Source organism: Acidovorax sp. Root267, from assembly GCF_001429215.1.
Lineage (GTDB): Bacteria > Pseudomonadota > Gammaproteobacteria > Burkholderiales > Burkholderiaceae_C > Acidovorax > Acidovorax radicis.
On sequence record NZ_LMJC01000029.1, the window covers coordinates 420156 to 433196 of the forward strand.

Genomic DNA, 13041 nt, shown 5'->3' on the forward strand with positions numbered 1-13041 from the left:
TTTGAAGCAAAGAGGGGTGGGTGAGCATATTCCGGGACACTGGCCTGGTGATGGAAGCCGAGTATTCAGTGGGCGTGGGCAGCAGCAGCATCAGCCCATTGCTCCAGGACCTTCTTGTACGGCCTGATGAAGTGCTCCTGCGCAAACTTGCCCTGCTTGACAGCCAACTGGCTGCGCTCTTCCCGGTCATACACGATCTGCGTCAACGAATAATCCTGGTTCTCCAGGCTCGGTTGGTAGAGTTTTCCCGCCGCTGAATTGGCGTTGTAGATCTCGGGGCGGTAGATCTTCTGAAAGGTTTCCATCGTGCTGATGGTGCCGATCAACTCCAGGCTCGTGTAGTCGCCCAGCAGGTCCCCGTGAAAGTAGAACGCCAGCGGCGCGACGCCATTTGCAGGCATGAAGAATCGGACCTGCATCCCCATTTTTGCGAAGTACTGGTCGGTCCAGGACAGCTCACTCTGTTGGTACTCGATGCCCAGTACCGGGTGCTGGTTGCCGGTGCGTCGATAGGTCTTGCTGGTCGAAGCGCTGATGCAGATGACGGGCGGCTTGCCGAAGCGCTCCTTGTAGATGCTCGATTTGGCGAACTGCTGAAACAGCTTTCCATGCAGGTCACCAAAATCATGGGGGGTACTGAATTGCGCGCGATGGGCGTTGTACTCAGGAAGCAGCACGCTGAAGTCGTAGTCGCGCACGTAGGAGGAAAAATTGTTCCCTGTAATGCCAGGGATGCGTCGGTTCGCCGTCTTGTCGAGGATGCAGGTTTTCAGTATCTCGATCAACGGAAAAGCAGCATTGCCAGCCTTGGCATCTATGCTCATCTCGACCGAGATGATCTCCAGCTCGACGCAGTAGCGGTCCCCCGTCGGATTGTCCCAATGCGCCAGGTCGTTGAAGCGGTTGTCAATCATCTTCAGCGTGTTGCGCAGGTTTTGTTGCCGACTGGCTCCCCGGGCCAGGTTGGCAAAGTTGGTGGTCATGCGCGTGCTGTCCGATGGCTGGTAGTTTTCATCGAAGCTGATGCTCTTGAGGTGAAAGGCGGGTTCTTGTTTCATGGCGATCGGGTGGGCTGATGGGGGGGAGGAGGGGCGGTTCACGGCTCAGGCCAGCACCACGTCTTCGGCCTGCAAGGGCCTGGCGTGCCGCGCCAGTTCAATGAGTGGCATTGCCCGCTGGACTGCCAGCCGGGCCCGCTCGATCAGGGCTTCGCTCTGCAGCCGGTGGTCGGCGAAATCGGGGTCTGTGGCAAAGACGCCCAGCGGCAAGGTGCGCGCCTGGAAGAAACTGAACAGCGGCCGCAACTGGTGGTCGATCACCAGGGCATGGCGCTCGCTGCCACCGGTGGCCGCCAGCAGGACCGGCTTGTCGACCAGGGCGTCCTGGTGAATGAAGTCGAAGAAGTGCTTGAACAGCCCCGTGTAGGAGCCGCGGTAGACCGGTGTTGCCACCACCAGAACGTCGGCTTGCTCGACCGCAGCCAGCGCTTGCTCCACCGTGTCGGGCAGTTGCGAGCGCCAGACAGCGCCGGCCCACTGCGGTGCGAGCTGGCCCAGTTCGACCAGGCGCTGTTCGCACGGGAGTTCGTCGGCGATCAGGTCCAGCAGATGCCCTGCCAGGGTTGCAGCCTTGGAGGGACGCTGCAGCCCGCCAGAAACCGCGACGATGCGCAGTGGTGGATGTGCCGTGTTTGCTTTCATGGGGTGGATGCTAGTGGTGGTTATCGATGAAGTAAAATGGTCTTATTTCATAAATCCATGAAAAAGGATCATCTGAATGCTTGAGCGCATCCACCTCAGCATCGTCCAGCAGGTCGAAAAACAAGGGTCGTTGACGGCCGCTGCAGGCGTGCTGAACCTGACCCAGTCGGCCCTGAGCCACAGCATGAAGAAGCTGGAGCAGCAACTGGGCACCGACGTGTGGTTGCGCGAAGGTCGAAGCCTGCGCCTCACGCAGGCCGGCCAGTACCTGCTGGCAGTGGCCAACCGCGTGCTGCCGCAGCTGGACCTGGCCGAAGAGCGCCTGGGCCAGTTTGCACAGGGCGAACGCGGTGCGCTGCGCATCGGCATGGAATGCCACCCTTGCTACCAGTGGCTGCTCAAGGTGGTATCCCCTTATCTGGCCGCATGGCCCGACGTGGACGTGGACGTCAAGCAGAAGTTCCAGTTCGGCGGGATCGGCGCGCTCTTCGGCTTCGAGATCGACCTGCTGGTCACGCCCGACCCATTGTTCAAGCCAGGGCTGAAGTTCGAACCCGTGTTCGACTACGAGCAGGTGCTCGTGGTGGCCAAGGGCCATGCCCTGGCTTCGGCGGCCTATGTGAAGCCCCAGCAGCTGACACAGGAAGTGCTCATCAGCTACCCCGTCGACATCGAGCGCCTGGACATCTACAGCCAGTTCCTGTTGCCGGCCGGTGTCACGCCCAAGCGCCACAAAGCCATCGAAACCACCGACATCATGCTGCAGATGGTGGCCAGCGGCCGCGGGGTGGCCGCCCTGCCGCGCTGGCTGGTGGAAGAGTACGCGGCCAAGATGGACGTAGTGCCTGTCCGGCTGGGCGCGCGCGGCATCGCCAAGCAGATCTTCCTCGGGGCACGCGAGACGGACACCGCCATTGACTACGTGCGGGCCTTCATCGAACTGGCCCGCACCGCAGTGCCTACGTCGCAGAGCAGGTGAAGCTCTCGGCCTTGGCCTGGTCGCCCGTGCCGTTGTAGCGCGGGAACTTCGGGTACTCGCACACCGGGCGCTGCGCCACCGGCGTTGTGGTGCCGGGTGCGAATTTGGTGGCGACCAGCTTGTCAGGCGCCGTGCTCTTTTCCACCCAGGCATCCATGGCCGCCAGCAGGTCAATGGAGCGCGGCTCGGTGCCCGCGCCGTCCAGGTCGTGGCCGTTGGAGGGCGAGGTGACCATGCGCGCAAAGCCCTGCACCTTGCTGGCGCCCAGGCGCTGCTTGACCGAGTCGAAGTACTCCGCCGTGCGGTACACCGACACGCAGGTGTCGCCCAGGCCATACCAGATCAGCAGCTTGCCGCCGTTGTCGGCAAAGGCGGAGATGTCGGGGTCGGTCCCGTCGATCATCTCGGCCAGCCGCGCGTACTGCGCCTGGTACTGCGTGGGGTCGTGGCTCAGGACGCTGGCGTTGGGGTTGCCCTCCACCAGGCGCGCGGCTTCCGTCACGGCCATGTGGTTGAACGAATCGGGGGCGTCGAAGCTGGTGCCGAACATGTACGACTGCCAGTCCGAGGTGGACGCCCCGCCCCGGCCGTAGCGCGGATAGCCCATCGCGCCGCGCGACAGGGTCACGGGCGTACGGTGGTCGCCGTAGATGAGGCGGATCGATTCGATCTGCCCGGCCGTGAGGCAGGTGTCGTTGTCGGCCCCTTTGCACAGCAGGTCGGTAGGCACATAACTGCAGGCCTCGACGTTGCCGATGATGCCGTCCTTCAAGCCATCCAGGCCATCGCAGGCGGCGGTTTCGGCCTTGGCGTAGAGCGCGATCTTGGCGGGGCTGAGCCAGTTGTCGCGGCTCTTGAAGATGTGCCGCAGCACCGTGGGGCCCAGGTTGACCTGGTGCGCCTGCTGGCTGACGGCGGGCTCCATGGCCACCACGCCGTCATAGTCCTTGGGGTACTTCTGCGTGGCGATGAGGCCGGAGCGCCCGCCGTTGGAATGGCCCATGTGGTAGCGCCGCACGGGGCGCTTGCCGTAGAACTCGGTGGCGATCGCCGTGCCGACCTCGAGCACGAAGTGGTTGGCGTCGAACGCATGGTTGCGCAGCGCGACATCGCTCTTGCCCCAGGCGAAGCCGCGAATCTGGTGGCCCGAGTCGGAGCTGATCTTCACGTACGCGTGGGCGGACGGCCCCACGAGCTGCTGGTACCACGGGTCGTCGGTGGGGATGAAGCCGTCAAAGCCGCCGCCGCCAATGGTCAGCGTCTTGCCGTTCCACTGGGCCAGCGTGGGCAGCTCCACCGCCCAGTTGATGGTGGACTCGGGCGACGAGACGATCTGCCCGCGCACGATGCACACGTCGGGCAGCATGCTGTCGGCCTTGCGCAGCTCGGTGCGGGTGACCTTGGCACCATGGGGCAGCGCGGCGGAGGTGTAGGCGGCACAGGCTTCGGCCAGTGGCTTGGCGGCCAGGGGCGGCGCGGCGTCGCTGCCGCCGCCCCCGCAGGCTGCCAGCGTCAGCGCGGCAGCGGCGCCCAGGCCGCCGATGACCCGGAACCGGTGGCGTGCCGCAGTGCCTTGGGTGCCGTGGGTACTGCGGGAGTGGCGAGAGGGCGCTTCGATGGCGCGCGGTGGGATGGATGTCATGCGTCGGTCTCCTGTTGTAGGGGTTTTGAAGGAGCCGGGCTGCAGGACGCAGCCGCTACAACCCTGGTTGCAGCACCGCCAACGCAGCCCTTGCGGCTCCGGTGCGGACGATAGAAAAAGAAGCCTCGGTTGCAGCCTCTGCAAATGCAGAGGGCCCGGGAAACTACCGAGCACCCGCATTCGCCCGCGCCGCGACCGGCACGAGACGCCAGGCACCAGGCGCGCTGAACGCCTCAGGCGGTGCGCAGCGCCGCCACCAGCTCCAGCTTGTTGCTCACCCCCAGCGCCGCATAGGCGGTGCGCAGGTACGTGCGCACGGTGGCGGGCGTGAGCCCGAGCGTGGCGGCGATGTCCTTGTGTGAGCGCCCCTGCGCGTAGAGCATGGCCGCGCTCAGTTCGCGCGGCGCCAGCGGCGACTTCGGGTGGCGCGATGCGATGCTGATGGCCACCAGCGAGCCGCAGGGTTCCATCCGCAGGCGGCAGGCCTTGCCCACGGCCACGGTGCACGGCGCGCGCGCAAGGTCTTGCACCACAGCCGTCGGCAGCCGCGTGCCTGCCCAGCCGGGGTGGGCCTTGCCCAGCGCGAGGCTGATGCGCAGCCCCGCAAACAGCAGATCGCCCGAAGGCTCGGCGAGAGCAAAGCTGTCCCACGGGCGGCTGGGCGAATCGCTTTGCAGCGCCTGCAGCCGGTGGTGCCAGTGCTGCAGCAGGTGCACGACAAACTCGCCGAACAGTACGGTCTCCTCGTCAGTGAATTCGGTGCGGGCTTGCGGGCGGTACACCGAGACGAAAAACAGCAGGCCGCTGTGCGGCAGCTCGGCCGTGAGCGCCATGCAGTGGTACAGGCCATGGCGCTCGCTGAACGCCAGCACCTTGGCGTGTTCGGCGATGTCGCCGGTCACGTCGCGTTCGCGGATCACCACGCCGAGCCGGCTCATGGACTGGCGCGCGAACTCGTCCACGGCAGACAGTTCATTCCATTCCTGCGCAAAGCTCTGGCTCAGGCCCATGCTGCCATGCAGCCAGTTGCGAGGGCTGGTGTGCACGTCGCCTGCCGACATCTCGCCCCACCAGGCCGAGTCGAACGGCACCAGCGCCTGCAGCGTCTGCAGGGCCTGGTGCAGCATGTCCTGGGGCTGCGTGTGCCGCGCCAGCTGCCCCAGCGCGAGCAGGCTGCGGCTGAGCGCCCGCACGGCATCGGGGTGCGGCCCTGCGCCGGGCTGGGGGCCTGGCACGCTCATCGGAGCGGGTGCTGCGCTGCGCGCAGCGCGGTGGGTGCAAAGGCCATGGCGCGGTCTCCTGGTTTTGGGGCGATGGTAGCCGCCGCGCGCACGACGCCAGCGCCCCCGGCCCGCGCAGAGCGTGCACCCGCGCCGTCGTGCGCCCCGCGCGCCGCATCGCAAACGGCCTCACATCCACCGGACACTATATTTTTTATAGCGCCTTGCGCTCAATGGTTAAGCACAAGAGGCCGATTCGACCTATCTATCGGGCCAGGCCATCCACCGCCTGGAACATCGACTGGCGCGCCTGGCTCACGATCTGGCCCTTCCACGTGTCAGTGTCGGTGTAGAACGCGGCCAGCATCTGCGCCTTGATCTGGGCATGCTGCTCTGCCGGTGCCTCGGGGTGCAGGTTGAGCCACTGCTCGGCGCGGATCGCGTCCATCACCTCCAGCACCGGCACGGTGCCGTATTCCATCGCAATGCCTGTGGTTTCGGCATGGGGGCATTCGTCGTAGACGGAGTTCCACATCAGCCCGGTGAGGAAGGCCGACGTCGAGGAGCCGTCGTAGATGGAAGTGACCGGCGTGGCGCCGCCACCGTCCCACCAGGCGCGGGCGCGGGCCACGGAGTCGGCGTCGTCCTTGCCGGCGTAGATGCGTTCGCCGTGGCCGCTGGGGCCCAGGCCCGTGTGCAGGTCGATCCAGGCGATGTGCGATGCGTTGGCGCCATGCTGGCGCAGCACCTGGCGCAGCGTGCGGTTGCTCCAGGTGGGCTCGGTGCCGCCAAAGAACACGCCCTGCGGAAACTCGTGCTGGCCCTGCGAGATGGCGGCCTGCCAGGCGGATTCGCCATGCGTGTCGATGTACTGCTGCCGGGCGGCGGCGTTCTCGGCCGAGGGCGGCCACTGCTCGGGCAGCAGCAGGGGCTGCACCTCGCGGTAGGCCTTGTTCACGGGCAGGGGCTGGCTGAAGTCCTGGAAGTTGCGGTTCAGGTCCACGTTCTCGTGCGTGAAACGGCGCACGTGCGAGAAGCCATACGGGTTGAGCGCATGGATGTACAGCGTGGCCACGCCGGCGGCACGTGCCTTGTCGCGCCACTCTTGGTCGTGCAGCGCAAACACCTGCACGCCGCTGCCGCAGTAGCCCTCCACGCCGTGGCAGGCGCTGCTCACGATGAGCAGCTTCTTGGCATCGGCCGGGCCATCGCGCACCACGTCCATGGCCAGGTCTTCGCCATCACGGCCCTTGAGCGGGTGGGCATGGGATTCGATGGGCAGGCCGGCTGCGGCGGCGCCCTCCAGAAACTTGGTGCGGGCTTCTGCGTAGCTGGAGGAAAAGGCGCTGGGGATGCCGATCATGGGCGGGGCTTTCAGGGGTCGGGGGGGGGGAGGGGGACAAAAGAAAACCCGGGGCACACAGGGCGCCCAGGGTTTCAAGACAGAACCAGAATCAACGGTTGCAGAGCGGTGGTGGTGCTCAGGCCGTCGTCGTGGGCTGGGCCAGCCACTGCTCGGCCAGCTTGACCCAGTAGGTGGCGCCCAGCGGGATCAGGTCGTCGTTGAAGTCGTAGCTCGGGTTGTGCAGCATGCAGGGGCCGCCGCCATGGCCCATCTCGCGGTGCGCGCCGTCGCCGTTGGCGATGAAGCAGTACGCGCCGGGCTTGGCCTGCAGCATGTAGGCGAAGTCTTCGGCGCCCATGGTGGGCTCCTGGGGCAGCACATGGCTTTCGCCGACGATCTCGGTCATGACCTTGCGCGCGAACTCGGCCTCGGCGGGCGAGTTGACGGTGGGCGGGTAGTTGCGCACGAACGCGAATTCGCAGGTGGCGTCGTGCGCCGCGCAGGTATGCTCGGCAATCTGGCGCATGCGCTTTTCAATCAGGTCCAGCACCTCCACGGTGAACGTGCGCACCGTGCCCTGCAGTTCCACGCTGTCGGGCACCACGTTGGTGGCCTCGCCCGCGTGGATCATGGTGACCGAGATCACGCCCGCATCCACCGGCTTCTTGTTGCGGCTGATGATGGTCTGGAAGGTCTGCACCATCTGGCAGGCGATCGGCACCGGGTCGATGCCGGTGTGCGGCAGGGCCGCATGGCCGCCCTTGCCGCGCAGGGTGATCTTGAACTCGCTGGTGGAAGCCATCACCGGGCCGGGGCTCACGGCAAACGTGCCCACCGGCATGCCGGGCCAGTTGTGCATGCCGTACACGGCCTCCATGGGGAACTGCTCGAACAGGCCGTCTTCGATCATCACGCGGGCACCACCGCCGCCCTCTTCCGCGGGCTGGAAGATCAGATACACGGTGCCGTCGAAATTGCGGTGCTTGGCAAAGTGCTGCGCCGCGGCCAGCAGCATGGCCACGTGGCCGTCGTGGCCGCACGCGTGCATCTTGCCCTGGTGCTTGCTCGCGTGGGCGAAGGTGTTGAACTCCTGCATGGGCAGGGCGTCCATGTCGGCGCGCAGGCCAATGGCCCGGCCGCTGGCGCCGCCGTCGCGGCCCTTGACGATGCCCACCACGCCCGTCTTGCCCAGGCCGCGGTGGATCGGAATCCCCCATTCGGTGAGCTTTTGGGCCACCACGTCAGCGGTGCGCACCTCTTCGAAGCACAGCTCGGGATGCGCGTGAATGTCCCGGCGCACCGCTGCAATACTGGCCGCCTGGGTGACGATGGAGTCGATAACGTTCATGATATGTGTCCTTACGATCTCACAGTCTAGCCCGCTGGCCTGCCTTGCGCCACCCGGGGTTTATTTGCACTGCAACATGAAGCTTTCCCCACACGCCCTCGAACTTGCGCAAACCCTCGTACGCATGAACACCGTCAGCGACCAGTCCAACCTGGAGCTGATCCATTTCATCCGTGACCACTTGGCACGGCTGGGCGTCAAAAGCCGCCTGACCTTCAATGCCGACAAAACCAAGGCCAACCTGTTTGCCACGCTGGGCGAAGGCAAGTCGGCGGGGGTGATCCTGTCGGGCCATACCGACACCGTCCCCTGGGATGGCCAGGACTGGAGCATGGACCCGCTGAGCGCGCTCGTGAAGGACGACAGGCTCTACGGGCGCGGCAGCGCCGACATGAAGGCTTTCATCGGCATTGCCGTCTCACATGCGGAGCAGTTCCTGAACAGCCATGCACCCTTCGCCATCCACCTGGCCTTCAGCTACGAAGAAGAGATCGGCTGCTTCGGCGTGAAGGAGCTGATCGCCGACCTGCGCGACGCGAACATCAAGCCCCTGGCGTGCATCGTGGGGGAGCCCACCAGTATGGTGCCGGCCATCGCCCACAAGGGCGTGTACCGCTACAAGTGCTGCGTGCGGGGCAAGGAGGCGCATTCGTCCCTCACGCCGCATTCCGTCAACGCCATCGAGATGGCCGCCCGCGTGGTGGGCCGGGTGCGCGACATGGCAGAAGATTTTGAAAAGAACGAAACCCGCTTCGAGGGCTTTGACGTGCCGTTCTCGACCACCAGCGTAGGGCAGTTCCACGGCGGCATCGCGGACAACGTGGTGCCGCGCGACGCCGAGTTCCGCTACGAATTCCGCGACCTGCCCACGGCCAACGCCGCGCAGATGCAGTCCGAGGTGGTGGCGTATGCCAAATCACTGGAGCCGCGCATGAAGCAGGTGGCGCCCGCGGCCGGCTTCTCGTTTGAAACCATCTGCGAGATCCCGAGCTTTCTGGGCAGCAAGGACGACCCGGTCACGCGCCTGGCGCAGACCCTGTCGGGCGAGAAGAGCACCACCCTCGTGGCCTTCGGCACCGAAGCCGGCCTGTTCAAGAACGCCGGCATCTCCACCGTGGTCTGCGGCCCCGGCAGCATCCAGCAGGCGCACCAGCCCGACGAGTACGTGAGCCTGGAACAGCTCGGCCGGTGCGAGGCGTTCATGCAGGGCCTGGCGCGCACCACGGCCATTGGCTGAAACACAGACATTCGACAGACGGTAGACAACGCCCGTCCCACCCGCAACTGGCGCGCCCCAAGGCCAGCGCCACCGTGGAACTGGCTCCGCCAGGCCACGGGTGGCGTCCCCCTTGGGGGAAGCCGCGAAGCGGCTCAGGGGGATATCAAGTCCTCACTCGCCCATCACCGGTCAGCATCGACATTTCGACAAATTTCGATGCCGCATGGCTGGTGGCACTGAACGCAATGGGAAAGCCCGAGACCACCTGGTTGCCCAAGGACTCGATGCCGGCAATCAGCCCTTCGCGCGTGGGTTTTCCACTGCCCTGGGCTTGGCGCAGGCCCTCCGTGAACACCCGGGCTGCCAAGTAGCCTTCCATGCTCGAGTAATTGGCCTGCACCTTGTCGCCACCCTTCTTGATGGCTTCGAGAAACTCGCGGGTGATCTGGCGCGACGGCTGGTAAGGGGAAGGCACGACCTGCGACACCACCACGCCAGCGCCATCCTTGCCCAGCTCATCGGCCAGCGCCTGGGTGCCCACAAACGACACGTTGTAGAACGTGCCGCCAAAGCCCGCCTTGCGCGCTGCGCGCACGAAGGCTGCGGCCGAGGCATAGGCGGTGATCTGCACCACGGCATCCGGCTTAGCCGGCACCAGCTTGTCGACGGCCGCTTTCACGTCGGTCGAATTGCGCTCCACCGTGGCGGTGGCCACAGGCGCGAGCTTGAGCTCTGTCAGCGCCTTTGTCACACCATCGAGCCCGGCCTTGCCATAGGCATCGTTCTGGTAGAAAACCGCGATCTTCTTGAGTCCCAGGTTGGTGAGCTGGCGCACGATGAGCGCGGTCTCGTCATAGTACGAAGCACGCACATGGAAAATCAGCCGATTGAAAGGCTGGCGCAGCGCCTCGGCGCCGGTGAAGGGGCCGAAAAACGGCACTTTTTCCTTGGTGAAGATGGGCATCGCCGCCAAGCTGGTGGGCGTGCCGATGTAACCAAACAGGGCAAACACGTCTTCGGCAATGAGCTTCCTGGTGTTCTCGGCACAGCGGTCGGGCTCGTAGCCGTCGTCCATGGTGCGGATTTCCACCGTGCGCTTGCCCACGCCACCCTGCGCATTGAGCTGGTCGAAAAAGAGCTTGGCGCCCAGGTTGAACTGCACACCCAGCTGCGCGGCAGGGCCGGTAAAGGCGGCAGACTGCCCCAGCACAATCCGGCCTTCGCTTTGCGCGTGTGCCAGATGGAAGCCCCCGAGGGCTGCCGCACCCAAGCCCACGGAAAACTGCCTGCGCCCCAATACCGGTTGGTTCATGGTGAAATCTCTGCTCTTGTAAAAGAGGGTGAACCCTCTGCGCTGCCTTCAGGCAGCCTCCTTGGAACTGCGGCAACCTATGCACGCCGTTTCCAACCCTGCTTGCAGTTTAACGATCAACCCACAGAATGCACACGTCTTCTGCCGCCAATTCCCCTCTGTCTGTACCGATTCAGGTGCGCGGGGCCTGCCCGCACGACTGCCCGGACACCTGCGCCCTGATCACCACGGTGGAAAACGGCGTGGCCACCCGCGTGCAGGGCAACCCCGATCACCGCCACACCGACGGCGTGCTTTGCGCCAAGGTGAGCAAGTACACCGAACGCAGCTACCACCCCGAGCGCGTGCTCACTCCGCTCAAGCGCACAGGCCCCAAGGGCAGCGGCCAATTCGCGCCCGTGGGCTGGGACGAAGCCCTGGACGACATCGCCCAGCGCCTGCAGTCCATCGCCGCGCGCGCTCCCGAAGCCGTGTTGCCCTACAGCTACGCCGGCACCATGGGCATGGTGCAGGGCGAGAGCATGGACCGGCGCTTCTTCCACCAGTTGGGCGCATCGCTGCTGGACCGCACCATCTGTGCGTCGGCAGGCGCCGAGGCGCTGACGCAGACCCTGGGCGGCAAGGTGGGCATGAAGGTGGAGTTCTTCGCCGAATCGCAGCTCATCCTGATCTGGGGCAGCAACTCCATCGGCAGCAACCTGCACTTCTGGCGCTACGCGCAGCAGGCCAAGAGGAGTGGCGCCAAGCTGGTGTGCATCGACCCGCGCAAGAGCGAGACGGCCGACAAGTGCCACGAGCACATCGCCCTGCGCCCCGGCACCGACGCCGCGCTGGCCCTGGCACTGATGCACGAACTGATCGCCCACGACTGGCTGGACCACGACTACATCGCGCGCCACACGCTGGGCTGGGACCAGTTGCGCGAGCGCGCCCTGCAGTGGCCGCCCGAGCGCGCCGCCGAAGTCTGCGGCATTCCGGTCGAGCAGATCCGCCAGCTGGCCCAGGACTACGGCACCACCAAGCCCGCCGCCATCCGCCTGAACTACGGCATGCAGCGCGTGCGCGGCGGCGGCAATGCCGTGCGCGCCGTCACCTGCCTGCCCGCCCTCACCGGTGCCTGGCGCCACCGCGCCGGCGGCTTGCTGCTGTCCAGCTCCGGCCAGTTCCCGGCCCAGCGCGCGGTGCTGCAGCGGCCCGATTTGATGCCCCAGGCGGCCGCAGGGCGCGTGCCGCGCACCATCAACATGACGACCATCGGCGACGACCTGCTGCGCGAGGCATCGCCCGCCTTCGGCCCGAAGGTCGAGGCCGTGGTGGTCTACAACAGCAACCCCGTGGCCGTGGCCCCGGACTCGGGCAAGGTGGTGCGCGGCTTTGCGCGCGAAGACCTTTTCACCGTGGTGCTGGAGCACTTCAAGACCGACACCGCCGACTACGCGGACTACATCCTGCCCGCCACCACGCAGCTCGAACACTGGGACGTGCACCTGTCCTACGGGCACACCGACGTGGTGCTCAACCGCCCCGCCATCCAGCCCCTGGGCGAAGCCCGCAGCAACGCCCAGATCTTCCGCGACCTGGCCGCGCGCATGGGTTTTGCCGACCCCTGCTTTGCCGACACCGACGAGGCGCTGTGCCGCCAGGCGTTCGGCGATGCCGTGGACTACGCGCTGCTCGAATCCCAAGGCTTTGCCACCGTGGCCATTCCCGATGCGCTGTTTGCCGAAGGCAACTTTCCGTCACCCTCGGGCAAGTGCGAGTTCTACAGCGCCCGCCTGGCCGCCCAGGGCCTGGACGGCCTGCCCGACCACCTGCCCAACTACGAGTTGCAAGGCACCGACGCACGCTACCCCCTGGCCATGATCTCGCCGCCGGCGCGCAACTTCCTGAACTCCACCTTCGTGAACGTGACGAGCCTGCGCAACATCGAAGGCCGCCCGATCCTGGAGATCCACCCCGACGACGCCGAAGCCCGCAGCATCGGCAACGACGCCGTGGTGCGCGTGTTCAACGACCGCGGCAGCTACCAGTGCCACGCCACCGTCTCCCGCCGCGCACGCCCCGGCGTGGTCAACGGCCTGGGCATCTGGTGGCGCAAGCTGGGGCTCGACGGGACGAACGTGAACGAGTTGACGAGCCAGGCGCTGACGGATTTGGGGCGGGCGCCGACGTTTTATGACTGCTTGGTGGAGGTGGAGGCTTGCGCTGAACCGGCGGTGTCTTCCTGAGTGCTCCGACAATGCAGCCGGCGGATGCAGCAGATCTGGGCACCGGCT

Annotated in this window: 10 protein-coding genes; 3 read left to right on the forward strand and 7 right to left on the reverse strand. The window is 65.9% G+C overall.

Annotation, left to right across the window (positions count from 1 at the left end; genetic code table 11):
* Positions 1-65: 65 nt before the first annotated feature.
* Positions 66-1058, reverse strand: coding sequence for a DUF1852 domain-containing protein (locus ASE39_RS18305; RefSeq protein WP_057272055.1), 993 nt, complete (start codon positions 1056-1058; stop codon positions 66-68).
* A gap of 45 nt (positions 1059-1103) precedes the next feature.
* Complete coding sequence (msuE, locus tag ASE39_RS18310) at positions 1104-1700, reverse strand: FMN reductase (protein ID WP_057272056.1); 597 nt, start codon at positions 1698-1700, stop codon at positions 1104-1106.
* A 76-nt stretch (positions 1701-1776) separates the two neighbouring features.
* Here msuE and ASE39_RS18315 point away from each other — a divergent pair, with 76 nt between their 5' ends.
* The gene (locus tag ASE39_RS18315) at positions 1777-2679 is read left to right on the forward strand and encodes a LysR family transcriptional regulator (RefSeq protein ID WP_057272057.1); all 903 of its coding nucleotides are present in this window, start codon (positions 1777-1779) and stop codon (positions 2677-2679) included.
* Here ASE39_RS18315 and ASE39_RS18320 read toward each other — a convergent pair.
* The 4 genes from ASE39_RS18320 to ASE39_RS18335 form a co-directional block, all read right to left on the reverse strand.
* A complete protein-coding gene (locus tag ASE39_RS18320) occupies positions 2660-4321 on the reverse strand; it encodes a tannase/feruloyl esterase family alpha/beta hydrolase (protein WP_057272058.1) in 1662 nt (553 codons plus the stop codon). The genes ASE39_RS18315 and ASE39_RS18320 overlap by 20 nt on opposite strands.
* Positions 4322-4554: 233 nt before the next feature.
* Positions 4555-5562, reverse strand: a complete 1008-nt coding sequence (locus ASE39_RS18325; RefSeq protein ID WP_057272059.1) for a helix-turn-helix transcriptional regulator — start codon at positions 5560-5562, stop codon at positions 4555-4557.
* 244 nt (positions 5563-5806) lie between these two features.
* Positions 5807-6904, reverse strand: a complete 1098-nt coding sequence (locus ASE39_RS18330; protein ID WP_057272060.1) for a M14 family metallopeptidase — start codon at positions 6902-6904, stop codon at positions 5807-5809.
* A 118-nt stretch (positions 6905-7022) separates the two neighbouring features.
* Positions 7023-8234, reverse strand: coding sequence for a M20 aminoacylase family protein (locus ASE39_RS18335; RefSeq protein WP_057272061.1), 1212 nt, complete (start codon positions 8232-8234; stop codon positions 7023-7025).
* Between the two features lie 76 nt (positions 8235-8310).
* Here ASE39_RS18335 and argE point away from each other — a divergent pair, with 76 nt between their 5' ends.
* Complete coding sequence (gene argE, locus ASE39_RS18340) at positions 8311-9471, forward strand: acetylornithine deacetylase (protein ID WP_057272062.1); 1161 nt, start codon at positions 8311-8313, stop codon at positions 9469-9471.
* A gap of 145 nt (positions 9472-9616) precedes the next feature.
* On the opposite strand, the gene ASE39_RS18345 is transcribed toward argE, so the two are convergent.
* Positions 9617-10765, reverse strand: a complete 1149-nt coding sequence (locus tag ASE39_RS18345; protein WP_010462952.1) for an ABC transporter substrate-binding protein — start codon at positions 10763-10765, stop codon at positions 9617-9619.
* 128 nt (positions 10766-10893) lie between these two features.
* Between ASE39_RS18345 and ASE39_RS18350 the strand changes: the two genes are divergently transcribed.
* Positions 10894-12993, forward strand: a complete 2100-nt coding sequence (locus ASE39_RS18350; protein ID WP_057272063.1) for a molybdopterin oxidoreductase family protein — start codon at positions 10894-10896, stop codon at positions 12991-12993.
* Positions 12994-13041: the final 48 nt, after the last annotated feature.

Coding starts and splice junctions, on each gene's coding strand:
- ASE39_RS18305 (WP_057272055.1), bottom strand. CDS start 1,058: ATGAAACAAGAACCCGCCTTTCACCTCAAGAGCATCAGCTTCGATGAA.
- msuE (WP_057272056.1), bottom strand. CDS start 1,700: ATGAAAGCAAACACGGCACATCCACCACTGCGCATCGTCGCGGTTTCT.
- ASE39_RS18315 (WP_057272057.1), top strand. CDS start 1,777: ATGCTTGAGCGCATCCACCTCAGCATCGTCCAGCAGGTCGAAAAACAA.
- ASE39_RS18320 (WP_057272058.1), bottom strand. CDS start 4,321: ATGACATCCATCCCACCGCGCGCCATCGAAGCGCCCTCTCGCCACTCC.
- ASE39_RS18325 (WP_057272059.1), bottom strand. CDS start 5,562: ATGAGCGTGCCAGGCCCCCAGCCCGGCGCAGGGCCGCACCCCGATGCC.
- ASE39_RS18330 (WP_057272060.1), bottom strand. CDS start 6,904: ATGATCGGCATCCCCAGCGCCTTTTCCTCCAGCTACGCAGAAGCCCGC.
- ASE39_RS18335 (WP_057272061.1), bottom strand. CDS start 8,234: ATGAACGTTATCGACTCCATCGTCACCCAGGCGGCCAGTATTGCAGCG.
- argE (WP_057272062.1), top strand. CDS start 8,311: ATGAAGCTTTCCCCACACGCCCTCGAACTTGCGCAAACCCTCGTACGC.
- ASE39_RS18345 (WP_010462952.1), bottom strand. CDS start 10,765: ATGAACCAACCGGTATTGGGGCGCAGGCAGTTTTCCGTGGGCTTGGGT.
- ASE39_RS18350 (WP_057272063.1), top strand. CDS start 10,894: ATGCACACGTCTTCTGCCGCCAATTCCCCTCTGTCTGTACCGATTCAG.